The organism is Thermoanaerobaculia bacterium, assembly GCA_018057705.1.
Lineage (GTDB): Bacteria > Acidobacteriota > Thermoanaerobaculia > Multivoradales > JAGPDF01 > JAGPDF01.
Window position 1 is genome coordinate 26,123 of sequence record JAGPDF010000035.1, and the last position, 19,283, is coordinate 45,405.

Genomic DNA, 19,283 nt, shown 5'->3' on the forward strand with positions numbered 1-19,283 from the left:
TGCCAGGCAGAACTGTTGGAAACACGAGCCTTAGCACGCTCCGCAGGCGCCCCCGCAGTTGGTATCGGAGTTGCTCTACTTCTCCCTGACCTCCGAAGGAGAACTTCATGCAACCTGTCCGGAACGGCTCGACAGCCCCGTGCCCCCCTCCCCGCTCGAGCGAGGCCGGCTTCTCGGTCATCGAGGGGCTGATCGCGGCGCTGCTGTTGCTCGTCGTCACCCTCGGCATCCTGCCGCTCTTCTCGCGCGCCATGAACAACAACGTCAAGGGCAACGACTCGACGCGGCAGTCGAACGGCGCGACCGACTCGCTGGAGTCGGCGGAGGCCCTGCCGTTCAACAGTGGCGCCCTGTTCGTGGCCGGCGGCAGTACCTCCGTCGTGGTGAACGAGACGCTCGCGCTCAAGAAGATCGCTTCGCCCACCGGCGGACCCGACCAGGCGATCTCGAACCTCTGGGAACTGCCGGCCGACCTCGGCACCGACGATCTCCAGATCATGAATCGTCAACGCACCGTGCGCCAGTTCAGTTTCGACGACTTCGTCGACAACCAGACCTTTGACAACCCGCTCGACGGTGACGTCGAACCACGGCTGATTCATTTCAAAGTCGTCGACGTCACGATGCAGGACGCCTCCGACGCCGGGGCCATTCCTTACCAGCTGCGCGTCATCCAGGCGTACTGAGGAGAGCCCCGAATGCCCTCGAATCCGCAGAACTCCCGGCAGGCCGGTTTCTCCCTCATCGAGCTCCTGATCGGCATGCTGATCGCGGTCGAGATTCTCGTCGCCGCGCTCACCATTTTCGACGTCCACAACCGAATGGCGCGGGTCCAGCTGCAGATCACCGACATGCAACAGTCGCTCCGCGTCGCGCAATACGACATGGTGCGCACTACCCGCATGGCCGGGCGTGGCGGGCTGCCTGCCGAATTTCGCGTCGACAACGACGACATCTCCGTGCCCTGGCTGCGCGGACTCGCGGTCGAGGTGCGCGATAACGTCCTCGAAGGCGGTGACGATCAGGTCGCGCTCGGCATCGACGAACCGGTGGCCCAGCCCGGCACCGACATCCTCACCGTACGCGGCTGCCTCTCGGGTCTCCTGTTCCAGATGGACCCGACCGATCCGACCGACTTCACCGCCACGACCCTCACCATCAACCGGGATCTCCCCAACGGCCGTTCGCAGGATCTCGCGCAGCTCCTCGAGCCGGGTTTCTCGAGCCCGATGCTGCTCCAAAGCTCGGTGAGCCGCGGCCAGTACGTGGTCGCCGAGGTCGCGAGCGTCGCAGGAAACGCGACGAGCGTGGTCTTGACCATCACCTTCGCGTCGACGCTCTCGCCGCCCAATCCGCTCGTCGTCGCCCTCCCGGCGGGATTCGTTCCCGGCTTCGCCTGCGCGCTCGAGGAGTACCGCTACTACGTGCGGCCGACGAATATCGCCGACGCGAACGGCGATATCCAGCTCAGCCCGAAGCTCGCCCGGGCGCGGATGATCCCGGGCACGGAGCTCCCCCATGACGAGGACGACGCCAATCTCTCGCTCGACTTGGCCGACGAGATCTTCGACCTCCAGGTCGCGCTCGGCTTCGACACTGATTACGACTCCGCCGGCAGCGGCGTCGGCTCGTTCGACGACGACGTCGATTCCCTGGGCGTCGACGACGTCTTCTACGAGGGTGTCGACGACGATGCCCGCTCTACCGACGACTGGCTCGGCAACTCGAGCTCGGACAACCCGGCTGCGACGCAGTACCGGGTGAACGCCGCGATCGCGGCGCGCCCGGTGCGGCTCTACTACGTCCGCATCTCCACCCTCGGCCGAACGGCGCGGCGCGATGCGAAGTATGCCGCCCCGGACTTCGATCCCGTGGCCGGCGAGGACTTCATCGAGAACAACAACTACGACGTTGATCCGGCGAGCTACTTCAAGACCCCGGAGAACCGCCAGTTCCGACATCGGCTCCTGCGGACCGTGGTCGACCTGCGCAACATTTGAGCCAGTGAGCCACTGATCCATTCGAGCCACCGAGACGATCGAGGCCCCTTATGAATAGAACATCCGCTTCTCCCGACGCCCGCGCCGACCGCCGCTCTGAAGCCGGCAGCGCCTATCTCGCCACCCTCCTCGTGTTGGTGGTGCTCACCATCCTCGGGCTCTCGCTCGCGGTGGTCACCCAGACCGAGGTGCTGATCGGCGGCAGCGAGAAGCAGGCGACCCGCCAGCTCTTCGCCGCCGGTTCGGGTGTCGAGCTCGCCGCGGCCCACGAACTGGTGAGCCGCGACTCGGCGAGCCACCGGATGCGGCTCGGGCAGCGCACCGAGGACGTTCTGGGGCAGGACACGGTGATCGGCGATGACATCTGTTCCTCGCCGTACATCCAGATCGCCACCGGCGTCTGCAACCTCTGCGCGATGAATCAGGACACCGAGTACGCCGCCGTGCAGTACGGCGTCACCGTCAACGCCCTGCGCCGCGGCGACGCCACCCTCGGGGCGAAGAAGTCGGTGGGCGCGGTCATCGCCCTGGAACCCTGGCAGCGCAGCTTCGCCGGTTTCCAGTTCGGCGGTGACGCGCCGCTCCAGACCCCCGACGACCTGACGATCGATGTCGATACGACGACCGAAGTCGACCCCTGCGAGGGTCTCTACCTCAAGATCTAGCGTTCCGGAGAACCGACCATGAAGATCCGAACCTCGAAGCTCCGATTCTCGCTCGCCCTCGCGGGAACGCTCGCTGCGACCTTGACGGTGACCGGCATGCCGCTGTCCGCCGACGATCGCGACATCCTTCGCGAGTCGACGACCAAGCCCTACCTCTTCGTCATCCTCGACACCTCGGGCTCGATGAACTGGGCGCCGAGGTGCACCGCGGCGGATGTCGCGGACGGCGACTGCACCTATCTCTGCCCGACCGGCGACTGTGCGGTGCCTCGCGACGGCGACGACCCGGCGTCGAAGTTCCGCCAGTCCAAGGAAGCGCTCTACGAGGTGTTGAAGGAGGTCGACGACATCGACCTCGGCTTCGCCACCTACAACTCCGACGATCTCGGAGTGACCAACAAGCACTGGCTCTATAAGGTCATCACCGGGGAGCCTCAGATCACTCTCGAGTCCGGGGCGGGATACCCCCTGCACGGCACGGACGAGGTCTTCGGACCGGCGATTGCGTGCGACCGCGGCGATGGCGACGACAATGAGATGGGTTGCTTCGCGACCAGCGATCGCGCCGCAGATACCACAGACATCTGGGAGATGACCAAGGTCCGGCGGCTGCCGAAGTTCGGGGTCAATCCCTCGGCCGCGACCACTCCGGTGAGCTTCTACATTCGCAACGCCAATCAGGTCTACTACGTCACCTACAGCGGCGCGACCCAGGCCTACGACAGCGAGATCCTGGTGCACGTGCGCGTGGACCGCTGCACCGGCACCCCGACGAACGATCCTTCGAACGGCTGCAACGCCGCCAGCGAGCGCACCCTGCAGGGCCAACTGGACATCCGGTACTCCCTGGTCGGCGACTTCATCATGTGGGACTTCAACGTCCGGCGAACCCCGGTCGTCGGATCCTCTGGCAACGGCTATTTCAACGCGACGTTTTCGACTTCGGGCAACACTTGCACCGGCCTCGACCCCAATTCGGACACCGGCTCCGACGATTACCTCGGAGGGAACTTGAAGCAGCTCACCGGCCCGCCGAGCAATCCGGCCGCCTACTACAACCCCACGGGTACGGCGAACGACTGGCGCTTCGAGTACGGCGACTTCGTGCCGCTGTCGTGGACGCTGAGCAACAAGGACCAGCTCCTGAATCGCCTGGCGCCGCGGCTGAACGGCGGCGATCCGGCGACCGACCCGGAAGCCTTCGGAAACGCCACCTATCTGAAAGATCTTCGGGACGGCGCAGAGGCGTTCCTTCGCGTCAAGGACCTCTCCTACAAGCCGCTGATTCCGAGCGGCTCGACGCCCCTGGGGAACTCGCTGAGGAGCTTCCGCAACTGGTTCAAGGGCTGCGACGTCAGCAACAGCGCCTGCAACACCTCCACCGGATGGGACGACTTCGCGGCGGCCAACGACCCTTCGTGGGGCTGTCGACGGAAGTTCATTCTCCTCCTGACGGACGGAGACGAGACCTGCGGCGGCGCTCCCTGTGCCTATGCCGACATCCTCGATGACACAGAAGACGGCAATGGCGACGGCGTCTCGACCTATGTCGTCGCCTTCGGCGTGCCGACCGGAACGAATACCCTCAACTGCATGGCGGCCGATGGCGGAACCACCGCGCCGATCCTGCCGCAAAACAAGGAGCAGCTCGTGGAGGCCCTGAAGGGCATTTTGAGTCAGATCCGCGAGGAGGCCTCCGCCTTCGCCTCCGCAGCCGTGCCGCAGGTGCAGGCCAACGCCACCGACAAGATCTTCCTGTCGAGCTTCACGCCACTGGGCGATGCCGGCTTCTGGGCCGGCCGTATGGACTCCTTCCTCAAGCCGCTGCCGCTCGACGATCTGGGGCGTCCCGATCGCTCGATCCTCTGCGACTCCGACACCAAGGCGAGCTGCTTCCTCTGGGATGCCGGCGATGTGCAGGAGGGCCACCAGGGTGGTGCCGGGACGTACGCCCCCCAGGGACTCCTGCTCCAGGCGCCGCATCCGGACGATGTCGACGCCGTCCCGCCGTTCGACGCCGGCGAGCTCCAGCTCGGAACGGGCGCCGACGAACGCCGCGTCGTTTACACGCAGTACTCCGCGCCGGGCAACCGCAAGCTGTTCACCTACCCCACGACGGCCGCCGAGAAGTACGACCTTTGGGACGGCTTCGAGATCGGTTACGTCGTCGGCAACTCCGCCTCGGAGACGGCGGCGGACGAACGCGCGAATACCGTCATCACCCAGGTGCTGCTCGAGAAGGAAGGGTCGGTCGAGGTCGGCACTGTCACCACGCCGGTCACCTACCTGCTCGGTGACATCTTCCACGCCGATCCACTGGTGATCAACAAGCCTTCGAACTTCACCTACTACACGAGCGATCCCTACCAGAACAAGGCGCTCTGCGGCGTGGCTACGGATCCGAACCGCTCGCCCCCGACCTCGTACAAGTGGTTCGCCGACCGCAACGTCTGCCGCCGCACTCTGCTGCTCACGGCATCGAACGACGGCCAGTTGCACGCCTTCGATGCCGGGATCTTCCGCGATCCGCCGTCCGGCAGTGCCGAGTGCCTCCTGCCGGCGAAGGACCTCGACGGCGATGGCACCGCCGAGACCGACGAGTTCAGCGACGGCATCGTGGACTACGACGAAGACGACGCCGTCGAATCGGCGACAGAGCACGTCCTCGACGGCGCCTACGACAACGGCACCGGGCGCGAGATCTTCTCGTTCATTCCGCGGGCGATGCTCGAGCCGGTTCGAACCCTGGTGGAAGAGCAGGATCGCAACAAGGGACCCTGGGGGATCGACGGCAGCCCCCGCGTCGATGACTTCTTCATCGACCCGCAGGCCGCCGAGAACGGCTCGACGACCTGCGCCGACCGCGAATGGCGGACCGTGCTCATCGGCGGCTATCGCGAAGGCGGACCGGGATACTACGCCCTCGACGTCACGCAGCCCGACACGCTCGACGACGAGAACGTGCCCCAGCCCACCGCCGGCTACACGCCTTCCTGCTTCGACGGCGGCGCCGACTGCGGCAACGTGCCCTATCCGTCGGTGCTCTGGGAGTTCCAGGACAAGCAGAGCGTTCAGGTGAGCGCCGGCATCTGGATCGACCTCGAGCTCGACGAGGATCTGAACAACGAGCGTGATCTCGGCGACTCCTGGAGCAAGGCGACGACCGGCAGGATCCGCGTCTGCACCGGCGCCTGCGGAGCCAACGAGACCGAGGACCGCTTCGTCGCCATCTTCGGCGGCGGACTCGGCGACGATCCGTTCTACCCGCGCGGCAACTTCATCTACATGGTCGACATCGAGACCGGCAAGACGATCTACAAGAAGCGGGTGATCGGCTCGATCCCGGCCGACATCGCGGCTGTCGACGTCAACGGCGACTCCTACATCGACCGCCTCTATTTCGGCACCACCGCAGGCTTCATCTACAAGGTGCAGCTCGAGACCTCGGCGGGATCGCCGATGCACCTCGCGAGTCAGGTCTTCCAGACGCGCAGCGCAGGAGTCAACTACAACTTCACCGCCGAGCGCCTGCGCGGGCCGTTGACGGAGGTCAAGCGCTACGATCCGTTCCAGATCTTCTCGACCGGCGGACGGCCGATCTACCAGGAGATTGCAGCCATCTACGTCGCCCATCGCAATCGCGTGGCGCTCGCAGTCGGCACCGGCAACCGGTGGAATCTGTGGCAGTTCGACGGCCAGACCGGCCGCTTCTACATGCTGCTCGACAACGACACCTCGAACTCCACCGGCGCGTTCGTCGACACCGACCACGACGGCGTGCTCAACATCACCTGCAGCGGTTGCACCCAGCCCCTGACCGAATCGAAGTACGAGACGATCGCGCCGGACGATCCCAACGATGCAGCGACCGCGGTCAACCTCCTGTACGACGGTAACGGCAGCGGGAGTCTTCCGGGCTGGATTCTCACCCTCGCGGCGGACGAGAAGGTCATCACGGAGACGTTCTCGCTCGCCGGCATCAGCATCTTCACCTCGTTCCAGCCGACCGAAGTGGCGAACGACGACGGCACCTGCAGCCGGGCCGGCAGAAGCCACATCTTCATCGTCGGGACGGTAACGGCACTCGGCTACAGCATTCCGACCAGCGGTGACCTCTCCGACCGGCAGCGCTACACCGAGGTTCAGCAGTTCACCACGCCGCCCTTCGTCGAGCAGAGCGCCACCAAGAATCCCGAGGCCGGCGGCGGTTCGGACGACCACGCCGACTACATCACCGAGTCCCTGGGCCTCATCCGGGACGAGCTCAAGTCGCTGCAGTCGACACGATGCCGGTATGCGAATTACACTCAGAACATCAAGACGATCCGCTCGGACACCGGCCTGGTCTTCATCGCCCCGGTGCCGCTGTGCATCGACCCGACGAGTTGGAAGGAGTTCTGATGCCGAAGACTCTTCGCACCGCGCTGTTGACGGCGACGAACCTCGCTTTCGGACTGGCCGTTCTCTCGACGGCTGGCCCGTTGCAGGCCGACTGGCTGGTAACCCGAGACGGCGCCCGCATCGAGACCAAGGGCGCCTGGAAGGTGGACGGCCGGCGGGTCCTCTTCACCGTGCCGAACGGCACGCTGTCGATGATCCGCACCGACGAGGTCGATCTCGACCAGAGCGCCCTCGTGACCACCCAGGCCAGGGAGGCGCCGGTGGCTCCGGTGCCGGTCGTGAAGGAGAAGAAGGAGCCGGTCCTGCGCCTGACCGAAAAGGACATTCCACCGGTCAGCGCGGCGGCGCTCGCGGACGACGAAGCTGCCAGGGCCGCCGGTATACCTGGCAAGGAGGGCGACGTCGACTCGGCCCAGGAGGCGGCGACGTCGCCGCTCGAGGTGATCTCGTGGGAGAAGACCGAGAACGCCACCGGCGACGGCCTCGAGATCTTCGGTACGATGAAGAACGGCAGCCCGAATATCGTCACGACGCCGACCCTGATGGTGGCGATCTACGACGCCGACGGGGGTCTCCTCGCGACGAACAACGGCGAGGTCAACTCGCCGCAGATCCAGCCCGGCAAGACCGCCAACTTCCGGGTCGCCTTCCCGGGCGTCCCCGACTTCGCCTCGGTGAAGTTCGATGCCCAGGGGCGGGGATACAAGCCGCGGGTCGAGAATGCCGGCGTCGACGAGACGGAGCCGGCGGAGTACGAAGATCCCGCCGAGATGCCGACCGGCGACGAATCCGCCACCGACTTCGAGACCGAAGAGCCGCCGTCCGAGTAAGGTCTTCCTGCCGCAGCAACCGCGAAGGGCCGGCGATCGCCGGCCCTTTTCTTTTCCCTCCGCTCGCCCTCACTCGCGATAGCGCGGGTAGCCCTTGAGGTCGTACTCCTCCACCCGCCGCAGCAGGGTGCGGTAGCTCATCCCGAGGGCCGTGGCGGCGATCCGCTTGTCCCCCCCGGACTCGCGCAGCGCCCGTCGCAGGCGCTCGCGTTCGTCCTCGGGAGAACCCTCGCCGGCCTCGCCCGGCGCCGCAACGCTCCCCCCCGTCGCGCCCGCTCCGCCGCCCTTCCGACCCAGGAGCCGCGCGATCTTCTCCGCCGACAGGCGTTCTCCCGGGGCGAGGATGGCGGCGCGTTCGAGGACGTTCGCGAGCTGCCGGACGTTGCCGGGCCAGGGCTCGGCGGCGAGGAGCGCCAGGGCATCCGGCGCGAGCTCGAAGGGTGCGAGTTTGAGACGCGCGGAGAGCTCACCGGCGAGGTGGCGGGCGATCGCTGCAATGTCGCTCGCCCGTTCGCGCAGCGCCGGTAGCTCGATCGGGAAGATCTCCAGACGGTAGAGAAGGTCGGGCCGGAACTCCCCGGCCGCGACCATCTCGCCGAGCTTGCGGTTCGTCGCCGCGACCAGCCGGACGTCGGCGGTCAGGGTCGTGCTGCCGCCGACGCGCTCGAAGCGTCCGTCGTCGAGGACCCGGAGGACCTTCGCCTGCACGCCGAGCGGCAACTCGCCGACCTCGTCGAGCAGCAGCGTCCCGCGGCTCGCGAGCTCGAACCGCCCCGCGCGGCGGCGGTCGGCGCCGGTGAAAGCGCCCTTTTCGTGTCCGAAGAGTTCGGCTTCGACCAGCGTTTCGGGGATTGCCGCGCAGTTGACCGCCACGAACGGCCCCTCACGCCGCGGCGACAGGGCGTGCAAGGCGCGCGCGAAGAGCTCCTTGCCGGTGCCGCTCTCGCCGGTCAGCAGCACCGTGCTCTCGGTCGGCGCGACCCGTTCGAGGGCGCGGATCGCGGCACGCAGCAGCGGATGCGAGCCGACGATTGGCGGCGCACCGGGGGGGGCGAAGATCGGCGGCGCCGCCGGCTCTTCGACGAGGCCCGCGACGAGCGCGAAGAGGCGATCGATGTCGACCGGCTTCTCGAGGAAGTCGGCGGCGCCGAGCTTCATCGCGGCGACGGCGGCCGCCACCGATCCGAAACCGGTGAGCACCAGAACCGGCGGCGGCGGCGTGCGCTCGCGTGCCAGGGCCAGCACATCCAGACCGCTGCCGTCGGGCAGCATCAGGTCGGTGAGGACGAGGTCGATCGGCTCGGCCGAGGCCAGATGGGTCCGCGCCTCCGTGAGGTCGCCGGCCGCGGCGACGGCGTAACCTTCGCCGCCGAGTGCCCGCACCAGCATCCGGCGCAACGATTCGCGGTCTTCGACGACCAGCAGCCGGAGCGCCATGACGGCTGCTAGCCTCCCGCCGCCAGCGCGCGCTCGACGGCGCTCGCCAGGGTTTCGTCGTCGGCCGGGTCGAGCGTCCGCAGATCGAGCCAGAAGCGGCCCTCGCGCAGGGCACCGAGCACCGGCGGCGCCTCGCCGCTGCCCCGCCGGAGGCGCGCGGCGAGCTCCGGCGTCGAGACGGCTCCCGGCAGGGCGAGAGCCGGGCCGGAAATCGGGATCTCGGGTGCCGCCCCGCCACCGACGAAAGCCGGGGCCTGGAGGATCTCGGCGCCGAGACGGGCGGCGAGCGGCCGCAGGCGGCGTTCGAGGTTCTCCGGAGACTCCCAGAGCCGGTCGATCGGCAGCGGCCGGCGAGCCAGGTGGAGGCGCAGGACCCCGTCGAGAGCCGCGGTCACGAGGCGGCCCGGACGCACCGCGCGGTAGATCGGATGCCGGGCGCAGGTTTCGACCAGGTCGCGCCGGCCCAGGAGGAGCCCTGCCTGGGGCCCGCCCAGGAGCTTGTCGCCGCTGCCGACGACGAGGTCGGCGCCGGCCGCGAGGAGCTCGGCCAGGCTCGGATGCCCTGCGAGGGCGGCGGCCTCGGCCGAACCTGCCGCGGGCGCCGGCGGCCGCAGCAGGCCCGCCCCTTCGTCGACGAGCAGCGCGATGCCGCGGGCGCGCGCCAGCGCGGCGAGCGCCGGCGCCTCGACCGCGGCGACGAATCCGGCGATGCGGAAGTTGCTGGCGTGCACCTTGAGCAGCAGCGCGGTCGCCGGACCGATGGCGCGTTCGTAGTCGGCGAGGCGGGTCCGGTTCGTCGTCCCGACCTCGACGATCTTCGCTCCCGACGCCTGAAGGATCTCCGGAATGCGGAACGAACCGCCGATCTCGACCAGCTCGCCGCGCGAGACGACGACCTCGCGCCCCTGCGCCACCGCCGACAGCGCGAGCAGCAGGGCCGCGGCACTGTTGTTGGTGACCCGCGCCGCCTCGGCCCCGGTGAGCGCGGTGAGCAGCCCCTCGAGCCGGCCGGAGCGCTCGCCCCGGCGGCCGGTCGCAAGATCGAGCTCGAGGTCGCAGGCGGCGGTCTGCAGCCCGACGAGTTGCGCCGCGACCTCGGCGGGCAGGGGGGCGCGACCGAGGTTGGTGTGCAGGAAGATCCCGGTGGCGTTCAACACCCGTCGCAGTGGCATCCCGAACCGGCCCTCGAGACGTTGCCGGAGGTCCTCCGGGAGCCTCTCCAGGCGCTCGTCGAGCTCCGCCTCGCCGAGGCGGCCGGCCGCGAGCGCCTGCCGGAGCTCCGCGAGCGCTTCCCGCACTTGGGTGGCGAGCGAGTCCGTTCCGTATAATGTCTGGAGCGACTTGACTCGTGGATCCGCCAGCACGCGATCGACCGCAGGAAGCTGCCGGCGGCGATCGGAATCCACGGAAGACATCGGTCGTTCCGCCGATTCTAGGAGATCCGGCCCGTGAATCCCAGAAAGCCCACCGCCAGCCCCGCCCGCCCCGGACCCTCGGGGTCCTCCGGGCCCGCCGCTCCCTTCGGAAGCTCCGCGGGCCGTGGCGTGCGCGGCGACCGGACGGGGGCGGCGCCGGCAGCGGGCAGTCCGTCGGCGACTCTGCAGCTCGACCTGGTCGCCGACAGCATCGAGAAGTACAAGATCGAGTTCGAGCGCTTCCTCGCCGGGGCGACGATGGTGCCTCCGGAAGAGCGCCGGTTGCGTCTGGTCCGTGAGCTGCGTGAGCTGCGGAGCGCGAATCTCCGGACCTCCGCCGACCAGTTCCGCCTGGCCTCGATGGAAGCCCGCTTCAACAGTTACTCCGAGCTCTTCAACCGTCGGCTCCGCGATCGCGAGGAGGGCCGCGGCGTTCGCCCGCAGCGCGTGAGCGTTCCGCCGGCCGAGCGCCGCCTCGACGCGGCGGCCGGCGTGGTGGTCAGCGACCGTCTCGAGCCGGCGGCGGTCGATGCGCTCTACCAGACCCTGACCCGCCGCCCCGACGGGGCCTCGGGCACGAGCGGCCCCCCGGCGATGGAGCTCGCCGCCTTCCGCGGCTATCTCTCGCAACAGATCGAGTCGATCCGGCTCAAGACCGGCTGCGAGGCGGTGCAGTTCCGCATCGCCACCGAGGATGGCAAGCTCAAGCTGAAGGCGAAGCCGGTCAGCAAGTAGTCGAATCGACGCCCGAGCCAACCGTTTCCTGAAAGGACTCGCCCTTGCGCAAGCTCATCCGTTCCGTCGCCGCCATGCTCGCCGGCGCCGCGCTCTTCGCCGCTCTCTCGTACGCTGCGGCGCCCAGGAACCTCGGTCGCGCCATCGAGGTGCAGCGCGCGCTCGTCGCCGAGCGGCCGACGGACTCTTCGGCCGAGAACGACCTCGGGAACCTCCTCGTCCTGGCCGACGACATGGAGGGCGCCGAGCAGGCCTACCGCCGGGCTCTCGAGCTCGACGAGACGAACGCCTCGGCGCACTTCAACCTGGGCCTCCTCCTGCAACAGCAGGGCGAGCGCAAGCAGGCGCTGAAGGAGTTCGAGCGCACCCTCGAGCTCGATCCGCGCCACGCCTGGGCGCAGTACCAGATCGGTACGATCCTCCACGCCCAGGGTAGCGAATCCGCGGCGCGCAAGGCCTACGCCAAGGCGCTCGCGCTCGATCCGGACCTGGGCAACCCGCGGGTCAATCCGCACCTGATCGACAACGAGCTCGCGACGGCAGCGATGCTCTACGCCTACCACCACTATCGCGATGAGCTCCTGCCCGCGAAGGAGTACGAGGAGCCGGCGCGCATCGCCGGCGTGCTGATCGATCGGCCCGCGGGCGGCACCCAAGCGGGCGAGGCGGGCGTCGAGGCCGCAAGCGGCGCTGCGGGCGGATTCGTGCGCGGCCCCGAGACCGCCGGCGCGAGCGGCGAGGCGGTCGCCGAGGGCCTGCCGACGGAGAAGGTCGAGCCGCCGGACGACGATCCGACCGCGGACTCCGAGTCGCGGACGCTGTCGAACAAGGATCTCGACCCGTCCCGCGCCTCGAACCAGATCGTCGGTGGCGGCGTGCCGGCGCGAGCCGGCGCCGCCGGCCGCACCACCGGCGGCCAGATCACCTCCGGCAACCGCGGCCGCACCCGCGACGCCCAGCCGACCCCCCTGCGCCCCACCCTGCGCGGCCCGACGGGCAGCGGCTCGGCGCCGCTCGCGCCCGTGCCGCCCACCACCTTCCAGCCGACCGGCGACAGCACCGGCATGATCGAAGTCCGCCTGGTCGAAATCGACGAGTGGAGCTGAGAACTTCTACACGTTGAACCGGAAGTTGATGACGTCGCCGTCGGCGACGATGTACTCCTTGCCTTCGAGGCGGAGCAGGCCTTTGTCGCGGCAGTGGGCGAGGGTCTTGTGTTCGAGGAGGGCCTGGCAGGCGACGACTTCGGCGCGGATGAAGCCGCGTTCGATGTCGGAGTGGATGGTGCCGGCGGCCTCCTTGGCGTGGGTGCCGCGGCGGATCGTCCAGGCGCGGACCTCGTCCTCGCCGACGGTGAAGAAGGCGATTCTTCCCAGGAGATCGAAGCTCGCGCGCAGGACGCGGTCGAGCGACGGCTCGGTGAGGCCGAGGTCGCCGAGAAACTCCTTCTGCTCGGCGGCGGTGAGGCGCGAGATCTCCTCCTCGATCGGCGCCGAGACGACGATCGCCGGATGCTTCGCCACGTCGATGCCGAAATCGCTCGGCGCCGCCGTCGCGACTTGCGGCTCGCCGACGTTCAGCACCACCAGCATCGGCTTCGCCGTGAGCAGCTGGTAACCGCGCAGCAGCCGCTCGTCGTCGGGGTCGAGGCGGAGCGTGCGCACCGGGCGCTCCGCCTCGAGCGCCGGCAGGACGATCTCCTTGAGGAGCTTCCTCTCGCGCTCCTCCTCGGGCGCGCCGCCGCGCTTGGCGGCCTTCTCGAGACGGTCGAGGCGGCGCTCGATCAGCGAATGGTCCGAGAGGATGAGCTCGAGGTCGAGCGTGTGCACGTCGCGCAGTGGATCGACGCTGCCTTCCGAGTGCGCGATCTCCGGGTCTTCGAAGGCGCGCACGACGTGGATCAGCGCGTCCACCGTCTTCAGCTTCGCGAGGTCGAGGCTCTCCGCCCCCTCGCCCTTCGAGATGCCCGGGATGTCGACGTACTCGACCGTCGCTGGCGTGTACTTCTTCGGATTGAACAGGTCACGGAGCGTCGCGAGCCGCGGGTCGGGCACCTTGGCGATGCCGATGTGGGTGGCGTCCGAGGCGAGGAACTTGCCCGTCGCCTCGCGCGAGGCGGTGAGTGTGTTGAAGAGGGTCGTCTTGCCGACTTTCTGGAGACCGAGGATTCCGAGCTGCATGGCAGGCAGAATACCAGTCCCGCCTCAGCCCGCGAGCACCCGGAGCCCGCTCACCAGCATCGACGGCGCGCCGAACATTCCGTCGCCGGGGACGAAGGAGAGGTCGCGCCCGAGCTCGCGGATCCCCGCGAGGAGGCCCGCGACGTCGCCGCAGAGGCGGACGCGGCCGAGCGGAGAGACCGCACGGCCGGCCGCGAGGTGGAGCCCCGAGACCGCGACCTCGAAGGCGAGGCTTGACGGATCGATCCGCACGGCGCCTTCGGCGTCGAGCAGGTAGGCGCCGGCACCGCCCGCTTCGACGAGATCGGCAACCGGCGTGGGGCCGGGCTCGACGAAGAGGTGGGTCGGCGCGCGGCGCGGCAGGTCGCGCCAGCTCGCCCGGCGTGCGCAACCGGGAACGGCGGCGCGGCCGGCCTCCCACCACGCAAGGAGCGGCTGCACGAAGCGGCCCTGCTCGACGAGACGGACCCGTCCGCTGGGCAGTCCTTCGCCGTCGACCGGCGAGACCAGGACGCCCTCGGCGAGCCGCCCGTCGTCCACCAGGCTGAGCGCCGCGGAAAAGGCACCGAGCGCCAGCAGGCGGTCGCTCGCCGCCGGTCCGAGAAAGAGCGGCGCGAGCGCTTGCACGAGGCGCGCCGCGAGCGGCGCCGCAAGAAGGAGCGGCAGCCCGGGGGCGACGACTCCGGTCGCCGACCGCTCGCCGTTGTCGGCCAGGGCGCTCAGCCGATCCGCCAGCCGCAGCGCGAGGGCGCGCGGCTCGAAGCGCCGGGCCTCGCGCTCGGCACCTTCGAAGAGACACCGACGCCCGCGATCCTCGACTTCGAGCCGCAGGTAGGCGGCGCGGGCCCGCGACTCGGCGCGCAGGCCGCTGGTCGAGAGCAGCGTCCACTCCGCGGCGCCGTCCTCGAGCCAGGCCTGCCGGAGCCGGCTCCCGGGAAGCTCCCGCCGCAGCTCGCGCTCGATCGAGGAGAGGAGCGTAGCGGCGACCGACTCCGTGGCGAGCGGCGTGTCGAACTCGGCCGGCGCGCTCCATGGCCCACCGCCGGCGTCGAGAACCGTCCCGCCGGCCGCCATCGTCGGGTCGGGCAGGCGCAGCGGATGCGGGCTGGGCTCCGGGAGCTCGAGGCCGGGGTCGGCGCTACCGGTGGCGGCGCAGAACAGTGATCGTCGCCGGTCGCCGGCGCGCAGCGCCCAGCCCGCCTCGGTAGCCATCGCCTGGGTCATGCGCACAGAGCCTTCCGGGTCGACCCCGCCGGCCTCGCGCACAAAACGCCGGCTGCGGCCGCTCTTCTCGAAAATCTCGGCCTCGGCAAGTCCCCGCCGCCCGAGGTCGGCGAGCAGCGCTTCGGCGCCCGGGCTGGGCTTCATCGCCCGCCTTCCCGGCTCTCGCCGCGTCCGGCGCTCCTCACGAGCCCACTGGCGATCTCCATCCCGGCGAGGACCAGCGACGGCGCCGTGGCCCAGACCGCGCGGCGCTGCCCGCCCTTGGCGCACCAGCCGGCTCCGGCGGCCTGCGCGTCGTCGCCGACGGCGACGACCGCCGCGAGCAGCTCTGGCACGCGGCTGCGGATGCGGAACGGACCGCAGCTCTCGGCCTGCGCGCCGTCGCGGATGATGCGACCGCAGGGGGCATGCAGCACGACCTCGCCGGACTCAGGGTCGAGCGACCCCTGGTCGAGCTCGGGCACGAAGAGTCCGCCCTCGGCGGCGGCGAACATCGCCGAGGCGTCGGCCCCGCCTGGCAGCAGCTCGAGGTGATGGGTGCGTGGCAGCGGCGTCTGGTGGCGGCTGCCGCGAAAACCCGAGCCCGGCATCAGCTGCTCGGAGCGCGTCGCGTGCAGGGCGTCCGCGATCGGCTGGTCGACCCGGCCACCGCGGATCAGCCAGCGGCGCACGACCGCCTGCCCCTCGTCGTCGGTCGTCCGGTCGACACCGCGCGGCGCGCGGCGCGGATCGTCGAGGACGTCGAGCAGCGGACGGCCGGCGGCCGGCGCCTGCCGGAGCTCCGCCGCTCCGGCCGCGCTCCGGTAGCCTTCGCCGGCGGCGCCGGCGGCGAGGAGGTCGGCTTCGAGAGCATGGCCGACGGCCTCGTGCAGCATCACGGCGGTCGCCCCCGGCGAGAGCAGCAGCGGGTAGCGGCCAGGGGCTGGCGGCGGCGCCTCGCGCGCCCGGAAGCGGGTCACCAGCGCCCGCGCCACGCGTTCGGCCTCGCCCGCCTGGAGCGCTGTCGCCAGGGCTCCGTAGCGGCCCCAGGGCATCTCGACATCGAGGCTGTAGAAGACCTCGCGTTCGCCGTCGGGAACCCAGCGCGGCCCGACCACCTGCAGATCGCGGCGATGCCAGCGCGTAGTCAGGCGGAAGGGGAAGGCAACGTGATGCCTGCGGATGGCGCGCTCGAGCTCGGCTGCGAAGTTGCGCAGCGTGGCGATCGGGACGGCGGGGATGGCAAGCGGGTCTCCGGCTGCGAGCTCCGGCTCGACCATCGCCGCGGGCTGGGCGCGCGCCACCTGGCGCAGGGCGCTCGCGAGACCGGCCCCGCTGATCTCGTCGCGGCTCGCGAGCCAGGCGCGGGGACCGCGCACCAGGCGCACCGCGAGACCCTCCTCCCGCCGGATCCGCAGGCCGCAATTCGCCTCGGCCGGCGGCCACTCGGCGTCGATGCGACGTTCGAAATAGACCTCGGCGAGATCGCCCGGTTCCGTGGCAACGGCGGCGAGCGCCCGCGCCACTGCCGCTGTGTCGAGCTTCGCCCAGGTCATTCCGCGGCGATTGTCCCACAGCGCGGCGGGGCCTTCCCGCCTAGAATGCACACGGAATCCGCTATGCCTGCCGCCGCCGAACCGTCCGCGTCCCTGCTCTCGACCCTGCACGAGAAGCTCGCGCTGCGGGCGCTCGCCGACGGCAGCGCCAGCGCCCAGCCAGGCGAGAGCGAGAGCTCCGTCGAGGCGACGGTCTGGCGTGCCCTCGCCCTGCGGCTGGCCCGAACCGACGCCGCGGCGAGCGCACAGGCGGCCGCCGAAGCCGTCGCCCGTCTGCAGGGCCCCGACGGGCGGGTGAGCCTCTCGGCGCTCCATCCCGGCGCCTACAGTCCGACTTCGGTGGCGATTCTCGGCTGGCACGGCCGGCCTGAGTTCGCGGGCGCGCGCGAGCGCGCGGTCGCCTTCCTGCTCGAGCATCGGGGCGACCACTTCCCGCGCTCGCCCGAGAGCGCGCTCTCCATGGACACCGATCTCGCAGGTTGGCCCTGGATCGACCGCACCTTTTCGTGGGCCGAACCGACGGCGCTCGCTCTCCTGGCACTCGAATCGGTTGGCGAGGGCGACCATCCCCGGGCCCGCGAAGGGCGCGCGCTCCTGCTCGATCGCCAGATCGCTTCCGGCGGCTGGAACTACGGCAACGCCCGCGTCTTCGGCTCCGATCTGCGGCCGGCGCCGGAGTCGACCGGCCTGGTGCTCGCCGCCCTGGCCGCACACACTCCGGCGGCTTCGGTCGCCAAGAGCCTCGCCTATCTCGAAACGGTTGCTGCGACGGTGCGCACGCCGCTCGCCCTGGGCTGGGCCTGCCTGGCGTCGAACGCCTGGGGTGCGGCGCGCGGTGAGGCGCGGCTTCGGTCCGACCCGAAGACGGATCCCGGCCAGGCCGCCGCGATCCACGAGACCCTGGCGCGCGAGAGCCGTTACGGCAGCTACGACAGCGCCGACCTCGCGCTGCTCGCGGTCGCCGCGGCGTCGCCGCGCGGCCTCCTCGACGCCCTCCGGGAGTCGGCTTGAGCCGCGACTGGCTGGTTTCGCGGCAGCCGTCGCGGCGCGAGCTGCTCGCCGCCTCCGCGATCTTCGCCACCGGCACCCTCGCCGGCTGCCGGCGCGATCTGCGGCCGCGCGTCTGCGTCGCGCGCGCCGCTTCGTACGCGGTGGACCTCGAGCCGATCCTGCGCGAGGCGCTGGTCGCGACCGGCATCACACCGGCCGCGGTCGCCGGGAAGCGCATCCTGCTCAAGCCGAATCTGGTCGAGACCGCGACCGGCGCCGGGCATATCAACACTCATCCCGAGGTGGTGCGCGCCACGGCCCGGGCGCTCGCCGCCTTCGGCGCCGCCGAGGTTCTGGTCGGGGAGGGTCCGGGGCACCGCCGCGACACGATCCTGGTGCTCGAGGAGTCTGGGCTCGCGCAGGTGCTCGTCGACGAGAAGCTGCGCTTCGTGGATCTCAACCGTCAGCGCGGCTTCGCCGTCGCGAACGCCGGCGGAAAGTCCGGCCTGGTGCGGCTGACGCTGCCGGTGGTCCTCGCAGAGATCGACTGGATCGTCTCGCTCGCCAAGCTGAAGACTCACCACTGGGCGGGCGCGACGCTCGCGATGAAGAACCTCTTCGGCCTGATGCCCGGCAGCTTCTACGGCTGGCCGAAGAACGTCCTGCATTACGCCGGTCTTCAGGAGTCGATCCTCGACATCAACGCCACCGTGCGGCCGCAGTTCGCCATCGTCGACGGCATCGTCGGCATGGAGGGGGACGGCCCGATCTTGGGCACCGCGAAGACCGCGGGCGTCCTCGTCGTCGGCACGAACCTCCCCGCGGTCGATGCCACCGCGGCGCGGGTGATGGGGCTCGACCCGGCGCGCATCCGCTATCTCGCCGCAGCCGGCGGCTGGCTGGGCCCGATCGCCGAAGAGGCCATCCACCAGGTCGGCGAGACCCTCGCCAGCGTGCGCACGCCGTTCGAGCTCGTCGACAGGATCCCGGCGCACAAGGATCTGCTCGACAAAGAGTCCGGCGCCGGGTATTAGGGATCAAGGCTGCAACGAAGGCTGAGGCTGGAACGCGATCGATGCGGTGCGCTGCGCTCGACGCATCCTACCTTTCAGAAACGGGTGAGAGTCTCCAGCCCGTAGGATGCGGTAAGCGAAGCGCACCGCATCGATCGCGTGCCGAATCCATCAGCGACCGTCACCGGTCTCTCGCGATCAGAACTCGAGGTGGAAACGCGAACCGGCGGCGGCCGGTTCGACGGTGAAACGGAGCTTGCGGCCGGCCTTCGTCCAGTCGCCGGGCGCGCCCGCCTGCCAGCCGGCGGCGCCGAGCTTCCGGGTCATCGCCGAGCGGACCGTCGACACCTCCGCCGGCGAAGCGAAGGCGACCCGGTAGCCGCCCTCCGGACGCGCGGTGAAATCGACCAGACTCGAGGGCCGGTAGACCGGAATGTCGGGCGGAAAGCCGTCGGGCAACGCGCCGGCCATGGCGTTCGGATCGGCGCGCCGTTCGATCCGATCCTCCGCCGTCGAGAGGGCGGCGTCCGGCGCGGCGGTGACCTCGACGGTCGCGAGCTCCTGCGACCTCTCGGCTGCGGGCGGTGGAGCGGGAGAGCAGGCTGCACCCAGCAGGAGAGCCGACGAAAGGACGGCTGCACGAGCCACCCGACGGACCCATCGCGCCGCCATCAGCCGGCCGACTCCGCTTCCCGCCGCGACCGGTACACCAGCACCTTCACCTCTTCGAGCGTCACCATCCCGTCCTCGATCATCGGGTCGAGCTCGGTGAGAAACGGTTCGATGCGTTCCCTTCGATCCACGATCTCGACCACGATCGGCAGGTCCTCCGAAAGGCGCAGGATCGAGGCGCGGTGA

The 19,283-nt window shown here is 70.0% G+C and carries 16 protein-coding genes; 9 read left to right on the top strand and 7 right to left on the bottom strand.

The window, feature by feature from the left end:
- Positions 1-107 precede the first annotated feature (107 nt).
- From KBI44_12345 to KBI44_12365, 5 genes are read left to right on the top strand one after another with little or no spacing between them, the layout of a single operon-like run.
- Positions 108-686, top strand: a complete 579-nt coding sequence (locus KBI44_12345) for a hypothetical protein (protein MBP9145267.1) — start codon at positions 108-110, stop codon at positions 684-686.
- Between the two features lie 12 nt (positions 687-698).
- Positions 699-2,000 (top strand): prepilin-type N-terminal cleavage/methylation domain-containing protein, encoded by a 1,302-nt coding sequence (locus KBI44_12350; GenBank protein ID MBP9145268.1) that lies wholly within the window; start codon positions 699-701, stop codon positions 1,998-2,000.
- Positions 2,001-2,050: 50 nt separating this feature from the next.
- On the top strand, positions 2,051-2,665 hold the full coding sequence (locus tag KBI44_12355) for a hypothetical protein (GenBank protein ID MBP9145269.1): 615 nt from the start codon (positions 2,051-2,053) through the stop codon (positions 2,663-2,665).
- An 18-nt stretch (positions 2,666-2,683) separates the two neighbouring features.
- Positions 2,684-7,066, top strand: a complete 4,383-nt coding sequence (locus tag KBI44_12360; protein MBP9145270.1) for a hypothetical protein — start codon at positions 2,684-2,686, stop codon at positions 7,064-7,066.
- Positions 7,066-7,896 (top strand): FxLYD domain-containing protein, encoded by an 831-nt coding sequence (locus KBI44_12365; protein MBP9145271.1) that lies wholly within the window; start codon positions 7,066-7,068, stop codon positions 7,894-7,896. Before KBI44_12360 ends, KBI44_12365 begins: the two co-directional genes overlap by 1 nt.
- A 69-nt stretch (positions 7,897-7,965) precedes the next feature.
- Here KBI44_12365 and KBI44_12370 read toward each other — a convergent pair whose 3' ends face one another.
- The gene (locus KBI44_12370; GenBank protein MBP9145272.1) at positions 7,966-9,333 is read right to left on the bottom strand and encodes a sigma-54-dependent Fis family transcriptional regulator; all 1,368 of its coding nucleotides are present in this window, start codon (positions 9,331-9,333) and stop codon (positions 7,966-7,968) included.
- A gap of 8 nt (positions 9,334-9,341) precedes the next feature.
- A complete protein-coding gene (selA, locus tag KBI44_12375; GenBank protein ID MBP9145273.1) occupies positions 9,342-10,748 on the bottom strand; it encodes an L-seryl-tRNA(Sec) selenium transferase in 1,407 nt (468 codons plus the stop codon).
- Between the two features lie 33 nt (positions 10,749-10,781).
- On the opposite strand from selA, the gene KBI44_12380 reads away from it, so the two are divergent.
- A complete protein-coding gene (locus KBI44_12380; protein ID MBP9145274.1) occupies positions 10,782-11,483 on the top strand; it encodes a hypothetical protein in 702 nt (233 codons plus the stop codon).
- Positions 11,484-11,527: 44 nt separating this feature from the next.
- Positions 11,528-12,589, top strand: coding sequence for a tetratricopeptide repeat protein (locus tag KBI44_12385; protein MBP9145275.1), 1,062 nt, complete (start codon positions 11,528-11,530; stop codon positions 12,587-12,589).
- Positions 12,590-12,595: 6 nt separating this feature from the next.
- Here KBI44_12385 and ychF read toward each other — a convergent pair whose 3' ends face one another.
- From ychF to KBI44_12400, 3 genes are read right to left on the bottom strand one after another with little or no spacing between them, the layout of a single operon-like run.
- Positions 12,596-13,663 carry a redox-regulated ATPase YchF gene (gene ychF, locus KBI44_12390; protein ID MBP9145276.1) on the bottom strand — a complete coding sequence of 356 codons (1,068 nt, stop codon included), beginning with the start codon at positions 13,661-13,663 and terminating at the stop codon, positions 12,596-12,598.
- A 24-nt stretch (positions 13,664-13,687) separates the two neighbouring features.
- Positions 13,688-15,031, bottom strand: coding sequence for a hypothetical protein (locus tag KBI44_12395; protein ID MBP9145277.1), 1,344 nt, complete (start codon positions 15,029-15,031; stop codon positions 13,688-13,690).
- A complete protein-coding gene (locus KBI44_12400) occupies positions 15,028-16,422 on the bottom strand; it encodes a hypothetical protein (GenBank protein MBP9145278.1) in 1,395 nt (464 codons plus the stop codon). The genes KBI44_12395 and KBI44_12400 overlap by 4 nt, the downstream gene beginning before the upstream one ends.
- A 63-nt stretch (positions 16,423-16,485) precedes the next feature.
- Between KBI44_12400 and KBI44_12405 the strand changes: the two genes are divergently transcribed.
- A complete protein-coding gene (locus tag KBI44_12405; GenBank protein ID MBP9145279.1) occupies positions 16,486-17,433 on the top strand; it encodes a hypothetical protein in 948 nt (315 codons plus the stop codon).
- On the top strand, positions 17,430-18,446 hold the full coding sequence (locus KBI44_12410; GenBank protein ID MBP9145280.1) for a DUF362 domain-containing protein: 1,017 nt from the start codon (positions 17,430-17,432) through the stop codon (positions 18,444-18,446). Before KBI44_12405 ends, KBI44_12410 begins: the two co-directional genes overlap by 4 nt.
- Before the next feature lie 177 nt (positions 18,447-18,623).
- Here KBI44_12410 and KBI44_12415 read toward each other — a convergent pair whose 3' ends face one another.
- Together KBI44_12415 and KBI44_12420 are read right to left on the bottom strand one after the other, a co-directional pair.
- Complete coding sequence (locus KBI44_12415; protein ID MBP9145281.1) at positions 18,624-19,097, bottom strand: hypothetical protein; 474 nt, start codon at positions 19,095-19,097, stop codon at positions 18,624-18,626.
- Positions 19,097-19,283: DUF190 domain-containing protein (locus KBI44_12420; protein ID MBP9145282.1), on the bottom strand; the 187-nt coding region annotated here is incomplete at its 5' end. The genes KBI44_12415 and KBI44_12420, both read right to left, overlap by 1 nt.

What these genes read in the sequence shown, in the direction of transcription:
- KBI44_12370 (MBP9145272.1), bottom strand. Translation starts at nt 9,333, where the DNA reads ATGGCGCTCCGGCTGCTGGTCGTCGAAGACCGCGAATCGTTGCGCCGG.
- KBI44_12345 (MBP9145267.1), top strand. Translation starts at nt 108, where the DNA reads ATGCAACCTGTCCGGAACGGCTCGACAGCCCCGTGCCCCCCTCCCCGC.
- KBI44_12405 (MBP9145279.1), top strand. Translation starts at nt 16,486, where the DNA reads ATGCCTGCCGCCGCCGAACCGTCCGCGTCCCTGCTCTCGACCCTGCAC.
- KBI44_12365 (MBP9145271.1), top strand. Translation starts at nt 7,066, where the DNA reads ATGCCGAAGACTCTTCGCACCGCGCTGTTGACGGCGACGAACCTCGCT.
- KBI44_12415 (MBP9145281.1), bottom strand. Translation starts at nt 19,097, where the DNA reads ATGGCGGCGCGATGGGTCCGTCGGGTGGCTCGTGCAGCCGTCCTTTCG.
- KBI44_12395 (MBP9145277.1), bottom strand. Translation starts at nt 15,031, where the DNA reads ATGAAGCCCAGCCCGGGCGCCGAAGCGCTGCTCGCCGACCTCGGGCGG.
- KBI44_12400 (MBP9145278.1), bottom strand. Translation starts at nt 16,422, where the DNA reads ATGACCTGGGCGAAGCTCGACACAGCGGCAGTGGCGCGGGCGCTCGCC.
- ychF (MBP9145276.1), bottom strand. Translation starts at nt 13,663, where the DNA reads ATGCAGCTCGGAATCCTCGGTCTCCAGAAAGTCGGCAAGACGACCCTC.
- selA (MBP9145273.1), bottom strand. Translation starts at nt 10,748, where the DNA reads ATGTCTTCCGTGGATTCCGATCGCCGCCGGCAGCTTCCTGCGGTCGAT.
- KBI44_12350 (MBP9145268.1), top strand. Translation starts at nt 699, where the DNA reads ATGCCCTCGAATCCGCAGAACTCCCGGCAGGCCGGTTTCTCCCTCATC.
- KBI44_12355 (MBP9145269.1), top strand. Translation starts at nt 2,051, where the DNA reads ATGAATAGAACATCCGCTTCTCCCGACGCCCGCGCCGACCGCCGCTCT.
- KBI44_12360 (MBP9145270.1), top strand. Translation starts at nt 2,684, where the DNA reads ATGAAGATCCGAACCTCGAAGCTCCGATTCTCGCTCGCCCTCGCGGGA.